The organism is Rhodopseudomonas sp. BR0G17, assembly GCF_010907025.1.
Lineage (GTDB): Bacteria > Pseudomonadota > Alphaproteobacteria > Rhizobiales > Xanthobacteraceae > Rhodopseudomonas > Rhodopseudomonas palustris_H.
The window spans coordinates 71214-89430 of record NZ_QUML01000001.1; the positions used below are offsets into that span (position 1 = coordinate 71214).

An 18217-nucleotide genomic window follows, 5' to 3' on the forward strand; every position below is an offset into this window, starting at 1 on the left:
CTCACGGCCCGACTCCTCTCGATTTCAGTTCAATAATACGCCCCTTATCGCTCTATCAGCTTGCAGAGACTGCCTGGCACTAGCATCTGAGAATCCAAAGACGTTGCTGAATCCGATTCCGTCGTCGCAGCCCTCGTTGCCGAGGTTGATCGGCCATTCGACGGTCTTGCCTTGGTCAGGGTGTTGTTTATTGCGCCAACCTCACTCCGCCGCCTCGTCCGTCTTCCTCTTCCGCGCCGCCGTCGGCCCCTTCTTCTCCAGCACCGGCTTCAAGAACTTCCCCGTGTAGCTCCTCGGCGCTTTGACGATGTCTTCCGGCGGGCCCCAGGCGACGATTTCGCCGCCGCCGTCGCCGCCTTCGGGGCCGAGGTCGATGACCCAGTCGGCGGTCTTGATGACTTCGAGATTGTGCTCGATCACCACTACAGTGTTGCCCTGGGCGACAAGCTCGTGCAGCACCTCTAACAACTTGGCCACATCGTGGAAGTGCAGGCCTGTCGTCGGCTCGTCGAGAATGTAGAGCGTGCGCCCCGTCGCGCGCTTGCTGAGCTCCTTGGCGAGTTTGACGCGCTGGGCTTCACCGCCGGAGAGCGTCGTCGCCTGCTGGCCGACATGGATGTAGTCGAGGCCGACGCGCTGCAGCGTCTTGAAGGTCTCGCGGACGCGCGGCACCGCCTTGAAGAACTCGGCGGCTTCCTCGACCGTCATGTCGAGCACGTCGGCGATCGACTTGCCCTTGAAGAGCACGTCGAGCGTTTCGCGATTGTAGCGCTTGCCCTTGCAGACGTCGCAAGTGACGTAGACGTCGGGCAGGAAGTGCATCTCGATCTTGATGACGCCATCGCCCTGGCAGGCCTCGCAGCGGCCGCCCTTGACGTTGAATGAGAACCGGCCGGGCTCATAGCCGCGCGCCTTGGATTCCGGCAGGCCGGCGAACCACTCGCGGATCGGCGTGAACGCGCCGGTGTAGGTCGCGGGGTTTGAGCGCGGGGTGCGGCCGATCGGCGACTGATCGATGTCGATGATCTTGTCGATGTGCTCGAGACCCTCGATGCGGTCGTGCGGCGCCGGCGGCTCGGAGGCGTTGTTCAGCTTGCGCGCGATCGCGCGATACAGCGTGTCGATCAGTAGCGTCGACTTGCCGCCGCCGGAGACGCCGGTGACGCAGGTGAACAGGCCGAGCGGAATCTCGGCGGTGACGTTCTTCAGATTGTTGCCGCGAGCATTGACCAGCTTGATGGTGCGGCGATGGTTCGGTGGCCGCCGCTCCGGCACCGGCACGTCGAGTTCTCCGGTGAGGTACTTGCCGGTCAGCGACTTCGGATTGCGCATGATCTCGGCGGGCGTGCCCTGCGCGACGATGTGGCCGCCATGGACGCCGGCGCCGGGACCGATGTCGAGCACGTAGTCGGCGAGGCGGATGGCATCCTCGTCGTGCTCGACGACGATCACGGTATTGCCGAGGTCGCGCAGCCGCTTGAGGGTGTCGAGCAGCCGGGCGTTGTCACGCTGGTGCAGGCCGATCGACGGCTCGTCGAGCACGTAGAGCACGCCGGTGAGGCCGCTGCCGATTTGCGAGGCGAGGCGGATGCGCTGGCTTTCGCCGCCCGACAGCGTGCCGGACGAGCGCGACAGCGTCAGATAATTGAGGCCGACGTCGAGCAGGAAGCTGAGGCGGTCGCGGATCTCTTTGAGGATGCGGACGGCTATCTCGCTCTGCTGCTTGTTGAGCACGTCCGGCACCTTGGCGAACCAGTCGCCGGCCGCCTTCACCGACAGCTCGGAGACTTCGCCGATGTGCTTGCCGCCGATCTTGACGCACAGCGCCTCGGGTTTGAGGCGATGGCCGTGGCAGGCGTCGCACGGCACATCGGAGAAATACTTGCCGAGCTCCTCGCGCGCCCACTCGCTCTCGGTCTCGCGGAAGCGGCGCTCGATATTGGTGACGACGCCCTCGAACGGCTTCTTGGTGTCGTAGGAGCGGACGCCGTCTTCGTAGGAGAACTTGATCTCGTCGTCGCCGGAGCCGTGCAGCAGCACGTTCTGGACCTTCTTGGACAGGTCCTTCCACTTGGTGTCGAGCGTGAACTTGTAGTGCTTGCCGAGCGCGGTCAGCGTCTGCAGGTAGTACGGCGAGGACGACTTTGCCCACGGCGCTATCGCGCCCTTGCGCAAGCTGAGCTCCTTGTCGGGCACCACGAGGTCGGCGTCGATGTGCTGTTCGATGCCGAGGCCGCCGCATTCGGGGCAGGCGCCGTACGGGTTGTTGAACGAGAACAGCCTGGGCTCGATCTCCGGAATGGTGAAGCCGGACACCGGGCAGGCGAACTTCTCCGAGAACAGGATGCGCTCGGCACCGCTCTTGTCGTGGATTTTCGCGACCTTCTTGTCGGCCTTTTTCTTTTTGCCTTCGACGTCGTCATTGCCGGGCTCAGCCGCCGGCGGCGCGGCGGGCGCGTCCGCAAACTCGATCACCGCCAGCCCCTCGGCGAGCTTCAGCGCGGTCTCGAAACTCTCGGCGAGGCGCTGGCCGATGTCGGGGCGGACGACGATGCGGTCGACCACGACGTCTATGTCGTGCGGGAATTTCTTGTCGAGCGTCGGCGCCTCGGCGAGCTCGTGGAACGCGCCGTCGATCTTGACGCGCTGGAAGCCCTTCTTCAGCCAGTCGGCCAGCTCCTTGCGGTACTCGCCCTTGCGGCCGCGAACCACCGGCGCCAGCAGATACAGCCGCGTTCCTTCCGGCAGCGCCAGCACGCGGTCGACCATCTGCGACACGGTCTGGCTTTCGATCGGCAGGCCGGTCGCGGGCGAGTAGGGCACGCCGACGCGCGCCCACAGCAGGCGCATGTAGTCGTAGATCTCGGTGACTGTGCCGACAGTCGAGCGCGGGTTCTTCGAGGTGGTCTTCTGTTCGATCGAGATCGCCGGCGACAGGCCGTCGATCTGGTCGACGTCCGGCTTCTGCATCATCTCAAGGAATTGCCGCGCATAGGCCGACAGCGACTCGACGTAGCGGCGCTGGCCCTCGGCGTAGATGGTGTCGAACGCCAGCGACGACTTGCCGGAGCCCGACAGACCGGTGAACACCACCAGCTTGTCGCGCGGGATGGTGACGTCGACGTTCTTGAGATTGTGCTCGCGGGCGCCGCGAATGGTGATGGCGGTCCGGCTCGAGGCCGCGGGGGTCTGACGCTTGGCCTTGATCACTTCGTCCATGCGGGTGTCCAGACGCGCGACAACGCGCCGGTTGGGGCGCGCGCCGGAGCGTCCGGGGCTGGCGCCGGTTAGGGCTGAGCCTGGAACATAGGAAGAACGCGACGCGATTGCCAGAGGTTGCGGGCGTCCATCAACCGGATTGTTGACGATAAGGGCGTGGGCCGCTGGTTCCGCTGGGGCCGAGCCAGGACGATCGCTTCTCCGCGGTCTGCCGCGGCCGACGGCGAGGCCGCTGCATTTGTCCGAACGCAAAAAGGCCGGCGCGAGGCCGGCCTTCCGCAAGCGCGATTGAAATCAGCCGCCGCGAAGCTCAGTAGCGCGCCACGATCGGGCCGCCCCAGCGATAGTTGATGCGGGCGGTGACGACGTCGACGTCCTGCTTGATGTGGTCAACATTGGTGGTTGGCGCGAAGGTGATGTCGCGGCCACCCATGAACAGGTGATCGTATTCGACGGCGAACGACCAGTTCGGGGTGAAGCCGTATTCGAGGCCGCCGCCGACCGCTGCGCCCCAGCGCGTCTCACTGGCATCGTCGATGGTCGTGCCCGCCAAGGTCCGATAAGTCGTGTACTTGTCGCTCGTGACCGCCGCGCCGCCCTTCACGTAAAGCAGAGCATTACTCCAGGCGTAGCCAACGCGGGCGGTGAACAGGCCGAACGCATCGACTTTGCTTTGATCAGTCGTGTTTGTGAATCGAAGGCTTGAGTTTGAGCCCTTGAAATCGGCCCAGTTGCCCTGAGCTTCAACACCGAACACCCAAGTGCCGACCTGCCAATTATAGCCGATCTGACCACCAACGGTGCCGCCGGAAGCGTCGTGACACCCTTCGCCGAACGCCGGGAACGGCGTAGCCGTGGTGCCTTGATAATCCCAGCACTTCCTGCTGGTGCCCCAACCGCCGTTGGCGCCGACGTAGAAGCCCGACCAGTCGTAAGCCGCCGCAATGATCGGCGGTGCCTTGGTGTAAGGACGAGCCGCGAGATCGGCAGCCATCGCCGGCGCAGCGCCCAACGCAATCAAACCGATAGTCCCCAACAGAAATTTCTTCATCGCAATCCCCCCGGTTCGTCTGTGCTTCACCGGCTCTCGGTCCGCGGTGTCCCCGCCGCAGAGCGAGAAGCGCGAGCGCCCCTCGAAATTCCACGTGACGACCATACACGCAATGCGAGCAACGCGCCGTCGCGGAAATGCAACACTCGCGAGTGAAATGTGATTCCTAAAACCATGGATAGATCGCCGAAAACGTTGCGCTCAACGGCGGGTTACCGCTGAGACTTCATCTCCCGGCTTCCGCCAAAGGCCGAGTGAAAGGCGGACGCTCCAGCGCTGTTGAACTTTGCACTTCACTTTGGAACAAAAATAGAACAAGCTGGCCGAGATCGTGCCGGTGGATAAATCCCGTCCGACGGGCGTTTTCGCTGGTGGACGTATGGGCGTAGCGGCGGCGACAGCGTAATCGCTGAGGCTGGGACGGCTCGCGCCAGCTTTGGCGCGACCGCAGCGGCGGAGCAGGACGGCGGGCGGTCGGCGGCCGGTTGCGGAGCCGCGCAGTCAGTATGGTTTTGAGAGGAGACGTCGATGGCGGGTAGCGTGAACAAGGTGATCCTGGTCGGGAATCTCGGTGCCGATCCGGAGATCAAGCGGACCCAGGACGGGCGTCCGATTGCCAACCTGCGGATTGCCACTTCCGAGTCCTGGCGCGATCGCGCCACTGGCGAGCGCAAGGAAAAGACCGAGTGGCACCGCGTCGTGATTTTCAACGAAGGGTTGTGTAAAGTCGCCGAGCAGTACCTGAGAAAAGGCGCGAAGGTTTACATCGAAGGCCAGCTGCAAACACGCAAATGGACCGACCAGAGCGGCGCTGAGCGCTACAGCACTGAGGTTGTGCTGCAGAATTTCAACTCGAACCTGACCATGCTCGACGGCCGCAGCGGCGGCGGTGGAGGTGGCGGCGGCTATGGCGACGACAATTCCGGCGGTGATTTCGGCTCCAGTGGCCCGTCGGGTGGTGGCGGCGGACGCCGGCCGATGCCGGTCAGCAGCGGCGGCGGCCGCAGCGACATGGACGACGACATTCCGTTCTGAGCCGATAATGCTCTGCCATTCCGTTCCGGCCGCGCCCGGCGGGGATGGGATACAAGCCGACGGCCGCCGCGCCCCGATCGCGGCGGCCGTCGTCGTTTGTGGACCGAGAGAGACCCGCTCAGCCTGTCAGCAACGCCCAGCCGAGCTGGAATTGGCTGAGGGCGAACAGCGTGCCGAACAGCCGCTGGTTATAGCGGGCGAGCCAGCGCGGCAGGCAGATATCGAAATTGTCGGCGCGGTCGTCGGTGTAGCGCGCCGCCAGCGTCGTCAGCGGACAGCGCATCCGGTTCAACACCAGCACCACCACTTCACCCCACACAAAGACGCTGAGCCACAGCGCGGCCACGAGCTGCCCAACCCAGACCGTCACCGGGATCGCCAAGATCGAGGAGGCAAAGAACGCCCAGATCGCGGTGTGCAGCAGCCGCACGGCGGCGAGGGCGCGGGCATCGCCTCGTCCGCGTGCGACCGGTGGCGTCATAGCGAGGCTTCGTCGTCGGGCAGGCGGCTTGCCAGGATCTTGTCGATCCGGCGGTGATCGAGGTCGAGGATTTCGAACCGCCACCCTTGGAAGTCGAACTTGTCGCCGACGGCCGGCAGCGCGCCGAGATGCGACAGCACGAGACCGGCAACGGTGTGATAATCGCGCGGCGTCGGCACCAGAATGCCGAGCAAATCGCCGAACTCGTCGACCGGCATCCAGCCGGCGATCAGATATGAGCCGTCCTCGCGGCGCACCGCCGCCGGCTCCGGCGGACCGTCTTCCGAGCTGAACGCACCGACGATCGATTCCAGGATATCCGCGGTGCTGACCACGCCCTCGAAGCCGCCGAATTCATCGTACACCAGCCCCATATGCACCGAGGCGTTGCGCAGCATCAGCAGGGCGTCGCGGGCGTCGGCCGAGGCGGGGATCACCGGCGCGTCGCGGACCAGCGTGCGGAAATCCGGCGTGTCGCCGCGCAGATAGATCTCCAGCACATCCTTGGCCTGGATGATGCCGATCGGGTCGTCGCGATCTCCGTCGGTCGCGGGCAGCCGCGAATGCGGGCTCTCGACAAAGGCGGCGCGGATGACCTCCGGTGGATCGGACACGTCGATCATGTCGACCTCCGGCCGTGGCGTCATCACCGCGCCGACCGGGCGGTCGCCGAGCCGCATCACACCGGCGATCATCTGCCGCTCGCCCGGTTCGAGAACGCCGGCGGTCTCGGCCTCCAGCACCAGGCTATGGATCTCCTCTTCGGAGATCTTGTCCTCGGGCTCGCCGCTCTGGCCGAGCAGCGCCAGCATGGCCTTGCCGGAGACGTCGAGCACAACCACCACCGGCAGCGAAATCTTGGCGAGCAGCGCCATGGCTGGCGCGACCTTCACCGCGACGGCTTCGGGGTCGCGCAGCGCAAGCTGCTTCGGCACCAGCTCGCCGACGATCAGCGTCGCGTAGGTGATCAGCGTCACCACCAGGCCGACGCCGATGATATCGGCGAACGGCACGCCGGTTGCCGCCAGCCAGTCGCTCAGGCGCTGGCCCAGCGTCGCGCCGGAGAACGCGCCGGACGCTACGCCGACTAAGGTGATGCCGATCTGGACGGTCGAAAGAAACCGGCCCGGATCTTCGCTCAGCTTGAGCGCCTGCCGGGCTCCGCGAACGCCGCGCTGCGCCAGGATTGAAAGCCGCGCCGGGCGAGAGGAAACGATCGCCAGTTCGGACATCGACAGCAGACCGTTGACGACGATCAGGACGACAACGATTGCCAATTCCACCGAGAGCATGATGCTCGCGCGACCCCCTGCATTGTTTTCGTGCAAGCATAGATAGGAAGTCGCGGCCGGAATCGGAACCGGGCGGCGTTATTTCGTCGCTTCGGTCGCCTTGGCCTCGTTCCACAGCGCGTCCATCTCGGCGAGCGTGGCGTCGTCGGGCGAGCGGCCCTGGGCCGCCAGCGCCTGCTCGATATAGGCGAAACGGCGCTCGAATTTGGCGTTGGCGCCGCGCAGCGCGATTTCCGGATCAGCCTTGGCGTGGCGGGCGAGGTTGACCAGCGCGAACAACAGATCGCCGGTCTCTTCGGTAATGTGCGCCTGATCGCCGCGGTCCAGCGCCGCCTCGATCTCGTCGGTCTCCTCGCGGATCTTCGCCAGCACCGCGCGCGGATCGTTCCAGTCGAACCCGACCTTGGCGGCCTTGCGCTGCAGATCCATCGCCCGCGACAGCGCCGGCTGGCCGGATTTGACGCCGGCCAACACCGAGCTCGACGGCTGCTCAGTGAGGCCGCGGCGGGCGGCGCGCTCGGCCTTTTCCTCCGCCTTGATCCGGTCCCAGACACCCTCGACATGAGACGGCGTCAGATTGCCCTCGGCATCGGCAAACACATGCGGATGGCGGCGGATCATCTTGCGGGTGATGGCCTCGACCACGTCGCCGAACGCAAAGGCGCCGCGCTCTTCGGCGATCCGTGAGTGGAACACCACCTGCAACAGCAGGTCACCGAGTTCTTCGCGGAGATCGTCGAGATCGTGGCGGGCGATCGCTTCGGCGACCTCGAACGCTTCCTCGATGGTGTAGGGCGCGATCGTCGCGAAATCCTGCTCGAGATCCCACGGACAGCCGGTCACCGGGGTCCGGAGCGCGGCCATGATCTCGATCAGGCGGGCGATATCGCGGGAAGGGGTCATGGCGCTGGTCCGGGGCAGAAGGAGGTTTTGTCTCCTATGCCGCAACCGGCGCCGCCATCCCAGCGAAAATCGCGCAGGATTTGGCGCGCCCGCCGCACGGTGCTACAGCGATCCGCATGACCGACCATTCATCCGACAAGACCGCGCTGGTGCTGTTCTCCGGCGGGCAGGACTCCGCGACCTGTCTGGCCTGGGCGCTGGCGCGCTTCGCCCGCGTCGAGACCATCGGCTTCGATTACGGCCAGCGGCATCTGATCGAACTGGAGTGCCGCGCGCGGCTGCTCGACGGCTTCCGCGCCATCAGCAACGACTGGGCCGCCAAGCTCGGCGACAATCACACCCTGACGATCCCGACGTTAGCGCAGATCTCCGACACCGCGCTGACCCGCGACGTCGCGATCGCGATGGGCGCCGATGGCCTGCCGAACACATTCGTGCCCGGTCGCAATCTGATCTTCCTGAATTTCGCCGCAGCGCTGGCGTATCGGCGCGGCATCACCGACATCGTCGGCGGGATGTGCGAGACTGATTACTCCGGCTATCCGGACTGCCGCAACGATACCATCCAGGCGTTGCAGACGGCGCTATCGCTTGGCATGGCGCGCGACATCACGCTGCATACACCGCTGATGTGGCGCGACAAGGCCGCCACGTGGCAGCTCGCGCAAGAGCTCGGCGGCGATGCGCTGGTCGATCTGATCCGCGAAGACTCGCACACCTGCTATCTCGGCGAGCGTGGGGCGCGTCACGATTGGGGCTATGGCTGCGGCGAATGTCCGGCATGCCGGCTGCGCGCCAAGGGCTGGATCGAGTACGCCTCCGGCATCTGATCCGTACTCTTTCGTATCATCGAGCCGCAACGGTGCGCGTGCTAATGCTGGCGTCTCGACGCTACGGACAGGCTCGCCATGCCGCGCTCCTTCGTTTCGATCCGCCGCCGCCAGATTCTCCAAGCGATCGGCGCGGCGCTGACCATGCCTGCTGGGACGGTGCGGCTCGCAGCCGCGCCCGGTAGCGCCGCGGCAGCTCCCAAGCCTGAGAAGCTGGCGCGGCTCAGCGCCTTCTTCGATCAGGAAGTTTCGTCCGGAAAGCTGCCGGGGGCCGTGGTGCTGATCCAGCAGCACGGCAAACCGGTGTATCTGCAGTGCTTCGGCTGGCGTACCGCCGCGCGGCGTCACCGGATGACGCCGGATACGATCTTTGCGCTGCATTCGATGACCAAGCCGATCACCAGTGTCGCGGCGATGATGCTGATCGATGAAGGGCGCCTCGGACTGCAGGATCCGCTTTCGAAGTACGTTCCATCGTTCGCGCACGTGCAGGTCGGGATCGAGACCGTCGAAGACGGCAAGCCGGCGCTGAAGCTGGTCGATCCGGATCGGCCGGTGACGATCGAAGATCTGCTGCGTCACACCTCGGGAATGACGTACGAATATATCGGCGGCGAACTGATTGTGGCGGCGTATCAGCGGGCGAACCTGTTCGCCGGCCGGTTCGACAACGCCGAGTTCGCGGAGCGGATGGCCCGGCTGCCGCTGGCGCGCCAGCCCGGCACGCTGTGGCGCTACGGCCATTCGACCGATGTGCTCGGCCGCGTCATCGAGATCGCGTCGGGCGAGCCGCTGTACGATTTCCTCAAGCATCGGCTGTTCGATCCGCTCGGCATGACCAGCACCATCTTTGTGCTGCGAACCGAGGCGGAGCAGGAGCGGATGGCCGCGGTGTTTCCCACCGATACCGTGCTGGCCGATGCCGAGCGGCAGCGCCGCGCGCATCCGGAATGGCAGTCTGGTGGCGGCGGATTGCTGTCGACGGTCACGGACTACGCGCGGTTCGCCCAAATGCTGCTGGAAGGCGGCGAGCTCGGCGGCCGCCGCTATCTGAGCCCTGCGGCGTTCAAGATGATGACCACCGATCAGATCGGTCCCGGCTCCGGCGTCGAACGCGACTACTTCTATTTTCCCGGCGACGGCTTTGGCTACGGCTACGGTCTGGCCGTGCGGGTTGAGCCGGGTGAGACCAATCCGCCTGCGCCAGGATCGATCGGCGAGCTGAAATGGGACAGCGGCAGTGGCACCTATTTCGGCATCGATCCGTCGCTCGACATGGTCTACATCCTGATGCAGCAGACCGAGACTGAACGCGGCCGGGTAGTGCCGATGTTCAAGAAGCTGGTTTACGACGCCTTCGCCGTCAGCGACTGAACCAGCGAGCGGCCACCCGTATAGGTCGACCACGCCGACAGCGCCATTCGGCCTTTCAGCGTCAGCGCCTTCTCCAGTACCAGCAGCGGCTGCGGTTCGCAGCCGAGCTGCTTCTTGTAGTCGTAGCCTCCGGCGCCGAGATCGAACTGCTCGATGCCGTTGTCGATCAGCCAACGGATGATCTCGCTCGCGAGCACAATGCCGGGCGATCCACGGCTCCATTCTGCGCCGGCGTTCGCGAGCCGCACCGTCGTGCAGCTCTGCCGATGCAGCAGGCTGTAGGCGACCGCGACGACGGAGTCGCCGGACTCCATCACCGACAGCATCGCCTGTCCGCGCGAAAACACCTCGCGATAGAACCGCGCATAAGCCGGCCGGTCGAGTACGTAGCGCTTGCCGAGCGCGGCGATGCGCGCGCGTTGAAACTGATCGAGCTTGCCGAACAGCTTTGCGGTGTCGTCGCCGGGTGAGGTGATCATCCGAACCCGCACGCCGCCAAGCGCGTCGAGAGTGCGATGATGCTGGCGTAGCGCCTTGCGGAATTTACGCGGACGCGACTCGAGATAGTCGTCCCATGAGCGCGGCAGCGTGGTGACGTTGCGCACTGTCGAAGAGGGCGTGGATGCGAGTAGCGCCAGAGGATTGACCTTGCCGCCCGCGGTCAGCGGCAGGTTGCACAGTCGCACCACGTCGACGTCGGGCATCGCCGCCAACGCGGCTGCGAAAGCCGCGGCAGCCGCTTCCGGCGTCGAGGGGGCGGCGGGGCCGAGCAGCGGCACGTTGTAGTCCGACACCGAGAGGTCGGCGAATTCGACCAGCGCCACGCCGCACACCCGGCGGATCACCAGCGGCAGCAGCATCGCTATCTCGTCGCGGAAGCTGTCGCGGACGGTGATCAGCAGCGGCTCGGCGGACGCGGAAGGCCCGAGCAGTCTCAACCAAGCGTTCAGCCAGTCGGGAGACTGAAACGGGGTGATCGCCGCGGAAGGGCCGAGCGCCGCGGCGCGCTGCAGGAACAGTTCGGAGTTGCAGGTGGCTTCGGCGAGATAGCGGCCGGCGGCATTTGCCGCCCATCGCATCGGTCGATCAAAATCGATCTGCGCCATCACCCAACTCGCTGCCGCCGCAGCCTCGCCATCCGCGATCTGTCGGCAGGCTGCAGATTAGCTCCGATCGGTTCGGTTCTCGTTGACGTCAGTGACGCACAGACCAAACTTGTCGCATCAGCGTTAACGGGGCGGTGACTCAGCCGCCGAAAACGCTTCTGACTGTGGAAAATCGCCGGGCTGCAGCTCGATCGGATGGCCGTGCGGGGTGCGATCGGCGGCGCGGTCCCAGGCGTCGCGGTATTGATGCTGGGTCGCGAGGCTGGCGACGCCCTTGGCTGCGACCATCTGTTCCAGCGTCGCGAGCCAATGGCGGTAGTAGGTGTCGCCGCAGTCGGGATCGCCTTCAGCTTGGGCTCGGCGGATCTCGGCGGACAACGCCGCCGCCCATTCCGGCCAGGTGAACAGGCCGCGGCTGTGCAGCGTCACCGCCATCGCAAAGGCGTGGGCTTCCCAGGGCTCCCGGAACACTGGGCCGTCATCGTCGCGGGGCAGACCCGGCACGCTGCGCGCCGCGATCGCCGCAGCCTCGGAATAGCCGCTCATCACGCCGGCTCCAGATACGAATCCCAGGCATCGACCGAGACCCGTGATGTCGGGTCGGCATCGTCGCCCCACAACTCCCGTGCTTCGAATGCCACCGTGTACAGCCATTGCGGCTGCTCGCCGCCGCCATGCGCGTGGCTGTCGGGAAATACATGCGCGCCGTGCACCAGTTCGATCGTGCCGACCCGGCCGCGGACGTAGCGCGGCAGCCGGATATGGGTTCGTGGATGCAGTTCCTTGGCGCGGACCCGATCGCCGACGCCGAACCGGGCAGGGACCGCGGCGTCACGTTCGGTCGGCGCACCGCGCGTCAGCATCGGGGCGACGTCCGGGGCCAACAGCACTGGGACATTCTTGGCCGGATGCAGCGAGCGGCCCGCATCGATTTCATCTGCGGTGACGAGGCCGCGTTCGGCCATCAGTGTTTCGAGGCCCGCGAGCCAGAGCTGATAGTAGCTCTTCGACAGATAATCGATCGGTGCGCGGTTCTCGCGGGCGAACCGAGACATGTCGATGTTCCAGCCGCCGGGACGTCCCATCGCCAGCGTCAGCGCGAAGGCACGGCGCTCCCACGCGGCATGAAACAGCGGCTCATCGCTCTCGGGCATCACCGGCCCGAACCCGTCCATGCCGCCCATGTCGTGCGCGCCGTTCATTGCGTGATCTCCGCAGGCGTGCGAGCAAGGCCTGTGCCGATCATGCTGTCGCGGGTGACGAGGTCGGCGAGCTGATCTTCGCCGAGATCGTCGCTGCCGACCGGACGCATGGGAATGACCAGGTAACGGATTTCCGCAGTGGAATCCCACACCCGGATCGACGTGTCCTGCGGCAGTTTCACGCCGAATTCGGCCAGTACCGCGCGGGGTTCTTTGACCACACGCGAACGATACGGCGCCGATTTGTACCAGACCGGCGGCAGGCCGAGCACCGGCCACGGGTAGCAGGAGCACAGCGTGCACACGACCATGTTGTGGGTGGCCGGCGTGTTCTCGACCGCGACGATGTGTTCGCCTTGGCGGCCTGTGTAGCCGAGCTCGGCAATCGCTGCGGTGGCGTCGTGCAGCAGCCGCTCGCGATACGCCGGGTCGCTCCAGGCCTTGGCGACCACGCGGGCGCCGTTGCGCGGGCCGACCTTGGTCTCGTAAGTTTCGATCAGCTCATCGAGTGCCGCGGGATCGACATAGCCCTTTTCGGTCAGGATGGTTTCGAGCGCGCGCACCCGCAGCTCGGTCTCCGACAATTCGGAATGGTCGTGATCGTGGTGATGATGATGCTCATGGTCGGCCATGAAGTTGAGGATAGGCGGAAGTCGCGGAAGCTGTCGAGCCGGCCGTCTGCTAAGGCTGGTTCCATGCTTCCGCTGACCCGCGCCCTGACCGTTCTGCTGCTCGCCGTGATCGGGCTTGCCCTGCTGCTGTCGGGCGAAGCCTGGGCGGCGAACGGCGCCTATGCGGTCGATGCCACCGACATTTCTGAACTCGGTTCGTGCAAGCTGGAAAGCTGGTGGTCGCGAGCCACCAACGCCGACTTTTCGGCAGTGGCGAACCCGTCCTGCGTGGTGGACCTCGGTCGTCCTTTCGAGCTGACGCTGCAGGCGAGCCGAGCGCGCGCCGACGGCGACTGGAGCACGACACTGTCCCCGAAGCTCAAGACCGTCCTGGTGCCGACCGCGATCGGCCGGTTCGGTCTCGCGATCGAGGCGGGCGGCTCCTACGATGCAGCCAGCGGCAACAACACGGTCGCGTTCGTGACGCTGCCGGCGACCTACCGGCTGTCCGAGACGATGCGGGTCAACCTCAACGCCGGCTGGCTGTGGGATCGGACGATCGACCAGCACTATCTCAGCTACGGCGTCGGCTTCGACTGGAAGTTCACCGACACGCTGCAACTGACGCTGGAGGGGTTCGGCCTCTCAGGCGCGCCCGACGACAGCGCCGGCAAGATCCGGCCCCGCGCGCAGGCGGGCGTGCGCTGGCGGCCCAATGAGATTTTCTCGATGGACCTGATCGTCGGCCACAACATCACCGGAGAAAATGCCCGCTGGATTACGCTTGGCACCACGGTGCGATTTCCAGAAGCGTTCAAATAGCCGGCCCGCGGCAGGCAGAGACAGCGTGGCGCCGATTGCGCTAAGATGCCGGAAAAATCCGAGGAGGTTCCGATGATCACCACCGTCGTGCAGTTTCACATGGCGACGCCGATCAGCCTGGAGGAGGCAAAGAAGCGGTTCGAGAGCAGCGCGCCGAAATACCAGAAGCTGCCGGGCCTGATCCGCAAATATTACATTCGCTCCGAGGACGGCGCGACCGCCGGAGGCATCTACCTGTGGGAGAGCCGCGAGGCTGCAGAAGCCGTCTATAGCGGCGAATGGCGCGCCCGCGTCGCCGCCTTGTACGGCGCCGAGCCGGTGATGAGCTGGTTCGACAGCCCGGTGATCGTCGACAACGCCGACGGCGGTACCATCACCACCAGCGCGGCGGCGTAATCGCGCTCAGGTCCACATCCGCCGCATTCGCGAATTGATATCGATACGTGGGCCGCGCTGCGATGCCGCTGCTGCGGCTTCAGGCGTGACGCGCGGCCAGCTGGTGCGTTCGAACAGTGGCAGCAGCCGCTCGGGGATGAACCGGGTGCGTGACGCATAAACGTGGCGATCGCCTTGGGCGTTCTGGCCGTGGGTGAAGAAACGCTGCGGCACCACGAGGTGCAAATCGTCCTTCGCCCGGGTCATCGCCACATAGAGCAGGCGGCGCTCTTCCTCGATTTCGGCCGAGGTGCCGGTGCCGAGGTCAGACGGCATGCAGCCATCCACGACGTTGAGCACGAACACCTGCTTCCATTCCTGGCCCTTGGCGGAATGGATTGTCGACAAGATCAGATAGTCGTCGTCGAGCGTCGGCACACCGGCCTGATCGGAGGTTGCGTCCGGCGGATCGAGCGTCAGCTCGGTGAGGAAGCGCTCGCGCGACGGATAGCCCGAGGCGATCTGCGCCAGTTGCACCAGATCGGCCCTGCGGGTTTCAGCATCCTCGTGAAGGCGATCGAGATGCGGCGCGTACCAGATCAGCGCCCGCTCGATCTCGGCCGGCCAACCCGCATCGCCGCTGCGCAGCTCCTGGACCGCCTCGACGAAGCCGCGCCAGTCGGCGCCGGCGCGCGGCGGCGCGGGCAGGGCGGTCAGCGTGCCGAGCGGATCGGCCGCGGCCGTCATTGCATCCAGCGCCTTCTGCGCCGACGCCGGGCCGACGCCCTGCATCAGCAGCATCACCCGGAAGCCGGCGACACGGTCGCGCGGGTTCTGCACGAAGCGCAGCAGCGCCAGCATGTCCTTGACGTGCGCGGCATCGAGAAACTTCAGCCCGCCGAATTTGACGAACGGGATGTTGCGCCGGGTCAGCTCGAGCTCCAGCGGCGCGGAATGCGACGAGGTGCGGAATAGCACCGCCTGCTGCTTCAGCGTCGCGCCGCCTTCGCGGGCGTCGAGCACGCGCTCGACGATGTAACGCGCCTGATCGGCTTCGTCGCGGACGCCGACCAGCAGCGGCCGTGAACCTTCGGCCCGATCGGTCCATAGGTTCTTGGTGAAACGCTCGCGCGCCAGATCGATCACGCCATTGGCGGCCGACAGGATTGCCTGGGTCGAGCGATAGTTGCGGTCGAGCGTGACCACGCGAGCAGGCGGATTGAAGGCCTTCGGGAAGTCGAGGATGTTGCGCACCGTGGCGGCGCGGAACGAGTAGATCGCCTGGGCATCGTCGCCGACCACGGTGAGGCCGGCGCCATTTGGTTTGAGTGCGAGCAGCACCCGAGCCTGCAGCGCGTTCGTGTCCTGATACTCGTCGACCAGCACGTGATCGAACCGGCCGCCGATCTCTGCGGCGAAGGCCGGCTCCTCCATCACCTGCGCCCAGTACAGCAACAAGTCGTCGTAATCGAGCACGTTGTGGCGCTGTTTGGCTTCGACATAAGCCGCGAACAGTTGCTTCAGCTCGGCGGCCCAGCCGGCGCACCATGGATAGTTGGCGCCGAGCACGACATCGAGCGGCTGGCCGGCGTTGACGCAGCGCGAGTAGATCGACAGGCACGTCGCCTTGGCCGGAAACCGGCTGTCGGTCTTTGAGAAGCCGAGGTCGTGGCGGACCAGGTTCATCAGGTCGGCGGAGTCTTCGCGGTCGTGGATGGTGAAGCCCGGATCGAGCCCGATCCGCTCGGCATAGTCGCGCAGCAGCCGGGCGCCGATGCCGTGGAAGGTGCCGGCCCAATGCAGCCCGCCGTTCAACGCCGAGGCGCGGTCGCCGAGCACCTTGCGGGCGATCCGTTCGACCCGGCGGGTCATCTCGGCGGCGGCGCGGCGCGAGAACGTCATCAGCAGGATGCGATACGGATCGGCGCCGCCGACAACGAGATGCGCGACCCGGTGAGCCAGCGTGTTGGTCTTGCCGCTGCCGGCGCCCGCGATCACCAGAAGTGGCGGGCAGGCGGCTGCCCCCGCGCCGTGCTCGACGGCGGAGCGCTGCTCGGGATTGAGGCCGTCGAGGATCGGAGCGGGCAAGGACACGAATCAGCGCCTGTCGGGTGAAGGATGGACGGTCCCAGATTCCTGCTTTGTTCGCAATCCCGGTATGGCGTAGGTGTCACACACCGGTGTCCACGGTGAACTGTGCGGTCCGTAGCAAAAATGTCGCGCTGCCCCGGCTATGCTCGGCCATCCATTCGGCTATCCTCGGTTGTGGCGACCGCGGGCGGCCGCCTTGGCGATGGACACGACGCGCAAGCGTCACTGCAACAGGTGGGGAGAAGTTGATGGCAAGACGATCCATTCTGGTCGGAGCCGCGATCCTGGCGATGACCTCCGGCGCGGCCTCGGCGCTGGAGATCGACACGCTGGCGATCGAGAGCGGCAAGCTGGTGATCACCGGCAAGACCACCAAGGCCGGCCAGGAGGTCGAGGTCGTCGGTACCGGCGACAAGGCCAAGAGCTCGTCGTCGCGCCGTTTCAAATTCTCGCTGTCGGACGCCCCCGAGACCTGCAAGCTCGACCTGAAGTCGGGCACCGAAACCCTGACCGGCCTGCTGGTCGCCAATTGCGGACCGCGCGGTCCGAAGGGCGAAGCGGGCGCCGCCGGCGCTCCAGGTCCGGCCGGCCCCGCTGGTCCTGCAGGCCCGGCGGGTCCCGCCGGGCCGAAGGGAGATGCTGGTCCTGCCGGTCCCGCGGGACCTGCAGGACCAGCTGGTCCCTCAGGCGCCGTTGGCCCTGCCGGCCCGAAGGGTGAAGCCGGCGAAGCGGCGCCGAAGAACTGATCGAGCTTGCATGCGATCCGGCTGCGCGGCATCGCTCCGCGCGGCCGCACTGTGCGGCACGCCAGCGTTTGACATCGAGTCCGGCGCGCGCCAGTGTCTCTGCGGGTGGATACGACCCGCCGCTTGCGCCCCGTCAGGGGCATGGTGAACGTATCAGAGCGACCCGTGCCCCCTTTGCCGAGGCGAACGGAGTCAGTAACGCAAGCATCTGACCTGATCAGTTCGCCCTGCAGAGGGTTTATGATGCGCGATTTCCGCGACGCAAAGGCCATGGCGCAGACACTGCGCGAGGCCATCAAGCCGAAAGCCGAACTCACCCGAAGTGAGAGTCTGGAGCTGATTGCCAAGGTTCTGGGCTGCCAGAACTGGAATGTGCTGTCGGCGGCCGTCCAGTCCGCCGGGCAGCCGACGCGAAGCCCGGAGCGCGAGGAAGTTCGGCTCGATCCGGCGATCCTGGATCGCTACGTCGGTTTCTACGAGCTCGCCAATCAGGGCGTCATGACGATCAGCCGAGAGGGCCGCCGGCTGGTGTCGCGGCTGACCGGGCAGCCAGGCGTGCCGCTGTTCGCCGAGAGCCGCACACAGTTCTTTGCCAAGGTCGTCGACGCGCAGATCAGCTTCGTGACTGACTCTTCAGGCGTGGCACAATCGCTGGTGCTGCATCAGAACGGTCTCGATATCCCGATGCCGCGCATCGACGCCGAAGAGGCTCGGCGGATCGAACAGCAGCTCGCCCAGAAACTGACGAGTAACCGCCCGAGCCCCGGCACGGAAGCTGCGCTGCGCCGACTGATCGACGGAATCTACACCGGTCAGCCCAACTACGATGAGATGACCGAGGCGCTGGCCAACGCCACCAGACAGCAACTGGCAAAGTTGCACGAGGAGATCGGCGAGGCCGGCGCGGTTCGGACCGTCGAGTTCGTCGGCGTCGGCAATGGCGGTGTTGATGTCTATCTGGTGCAGCACGAGCGGCGGCCGCTGTACTGGCGGATCGGCTTCGATGGCCGCGGCGCGATTTCGACCGCATGGGTCGCGCCGGGGCTCTAGTGCTCGAAGCGGCGGCACTCCAAGTGCTC

Annotated in this window: 17 protein-coding genes; 7 read left to right on the top strand and 10 right to left on the bottom strand. The window is 65.9% G+C overall.

The genetic code is table 11. From position 1 onward, the window contains the following. Positions 1–201: 201 nt before the first annotated feature. Together uvrA and DY467_RS00355 are read right to left on the bottom strand one after the other, a co-directional pair. Positions 202–3219 (bottom strand): excinuclease ABC subunit UvrA, encoded by a 3018-nt coding sequence (gene uvrA / locus DY467_RS00350; protein ID WP_164633595.1) that lies wholly within the window; start codon positions 3217–3219, stop codon positions 202–204. Positions 3220–3529: 310 nt separating this feature from the next. Beyond that, positions 3530–4270 carry an outer membrane protein gene (locus tag DY467_RS00355; protein WP_164633596.1) on the bottom strand — a complete coding sequence of 247 codons (741 nt, stop codon included), beginning with the start codon at positions 4268–4270 and terminating at the stop codon, positions 3530–3532. 528 nt (positions 4271–4798) lie between these two features. Between DY467_RS00355 and DY467_RS00360 the strand changes: the two genes are divergently transcribed. Next, positions 4799–5305, top strand: coding sequence for a single-stranded DNA-binding protein (locus tag DY467_RS00360; protein WP_107344726.1), 507 nt, complete (start codon positions 4799–4801; stop codon positions 5303–5305). A gap of 118 nt (positions 5306–5423) precedes the next feature. Here DY467_RS00360 and DY467_RS00365 read toward each other — a convergent pair whose 3' ends face one another. From DY467_RS00365 to mazG, 3 genes are all read right to left on the bottom strand, one after another. Continuing rightward, a complete protein-coding gene (locus tag DY467_RS00365; RefSeq protein ID WP_164633597.1) occupies positions 5424–5786 on the bottom strand; it encodes a hypothetical protein in 363 nt (120 codons plus the stop codon). Then, positions 5783–7078 carry a hemolysin family protein gene (locus DY467_RS00370; protein ID WP_164633598.1) on the bottom strand — a complete coding sequence of 432 codons (1296 nt, stop codon included), beginning with the start codon at positions 7076–7078 and terminating at the stop codon, positions 5783–5785. Before DY467_RS00370 ends, DY467_RS00365 begins: the two co-directional genes overlap by 4 nt. 78 nt (positions 7079–7156) lie before the next feature. Next, positions 7157–7981: a nucleoside triphosphate pyrophosphohydrolase gene (mazG, locus tag DY467_RS00375; protein WP_164633599.1), complete on the bottom strand. Its 825-nt coding sequence runs from the start codon at positions 7979–7981 to the stop codon at positions 7157–7159. A 116-nt stretch (positions 7982–8097) separates the two neighbouring features. Here mazG and queC point away from each other — a divergent pair, with 116 nt between their 5' ends. Together queC and DY467_RS00385 are read left to right on the top strand one after the other, a co-directional pair. Continuing rightward, positions 8098–8811 (top strand): 7-cyano-7-deazaguanine synthase QueC, encoded by a 714-nt coding sequence (queC, locus tag DY467_RS00380; protein ID WP_107357511.1) that lies wholly within the window; start codon positions 8098–8100, stop codon positions 8809–8811. A gap of 78 nt (positions 8812–8889) precedes the next feature. Beyond that, the gene (locus DY467_RS00385) at positions 8890–10185 is read left to right on the top strand and encodes a serine hydrolase domain-containing protein (protein ID WP_205501904.1); all 1296 of its coding nucleotides are present in this window, start codon (positions 8890–8892) and stop codon (positions 10183–10185) included. Here the strand turns inward: DY467_RS00385 and DY467_RS00390 are convergent. The 4 genes from DY467_RS00390 to nthA all read right to left on the bottom strand — a co-directional run bounded on the left by DY467_RS00390 (position 10158) and on the right by nthA (position 13125). Then, a complete protein-coding gene (locus tag DY467_RS00390; RefSeq protein ID WP_164633600.1) occupies positions 10158–11291 on the bottom strand; it encodes a GNAT family N-acetyltransferase in 1134 nt (377 codons plus the stop codon). The two genes, DY467_RS00385 and DY467_RS00390, sit on opposite strands and share 28 nt — an antisense overlap. A gap of 123 nt (positions 11292–11414) precedes the next feature. Continuing rightward, positions 11415–11837: a nitrile hydratase accessory protein gene (locus tag DY467_RS00395; RefSeq protein WP_164633601.1), complete on the bottom strand. Its 423-nt coding sequence runs from the start codon at positions 11835–11837 to the stop codon at positions 11415–11417. After that, positions 11837–12493, bottom strand: a complete 657-nt coding sequence (gene nthB / locus DY467_RS00400) for a nitrile hydratase subunit beta (protein WP_164633602.1) — start codon at positions 12491–12493, stop codon at positions 11837–11839. Before nthB ends, DY467_RS00395 begins: the two co-directional genes overlap by 1 nt. Then, a complete protein-coding gene (gene nthA, locus DY467_RS00405; RefSeq protein ID WP_164633604.1) occupies positions 12490–13125 on the bottom strand; it encodes a nitrile hydratase subunit alpha in 636 nt (211 codons plus the stop codon). The genes nthB and nthA overlap by 4 nt, the downstream gene beginning before the upstream one ends. Positions 13126–13188: 63 nt before the next feature. Here nthA and DY467_RS00410 point away from each other — a divergent pair, with 63 nt between their 5' ends. Both DY467_RS00410 and DY467_RS00415 read left to right on the top strand, forming a co-directional pair. Continuing rightward, on the top strand, positions 13189–13926 hold the full coding sequence (locus DY467_RS00410) for a PA4824 family protein (RefSeq protein ID WP_164633605.1): 738 nt from the start codon (positions 13189–13191) through the stop codon (positions 13924–13926). 72 nt (positions 13927–13998) lie between these two features. Beyond that, positions 13999–14322, top strand: coding sequence for a YdhR family protein (locus DY467_RS00415; protein ID WP_164633606.1), 324 nt, complete (start codon positions 13999–14001; stop codon positions 14320–14322). 6 nt (positions 14323–14328) lie between these two features. On the opposite strand, the gene DY467_RS00420 is transcribed toward DY467_RS00415, so the two are convergent. After that, a complete protein-coding gene (locus tag DY467_RS00420) occupies positions 14329–16395 on the bottom strand; it encodes an ATP-dependent helicase (RefSeq protein ID WP_164633608.1) in 2067 nt (688 codons plus the stop codon). A gap of 245 nt (positions 16396–16640) precedes the next feature. Here DY467_RS00420 and DY467_RS00425 point away from each other — a divergent pair, with 245 nt between their 5' ends. Further along, positions 16641–17138, top strand: a complete 498-nt coding sequence (locus DY467_RS00425) for a collagen-like protein (protein WP_164633609.1) — start codon at positions 16641–16643, stop codon at positions 17136–17138. Positions 17139–17231: 93 nt separating this feature from the next. After that, positions 17232–18188, top strand: a complete 957-nt coding sequence (locus DY467_RS00430; protein ID WP_349627592.1) for a DUF3471 domain-containing protein — start codon at positions 17232–17234, stop codon at positions 18186–18188. Positions 18189–18217: the final 29 nt, after the last annotated feature.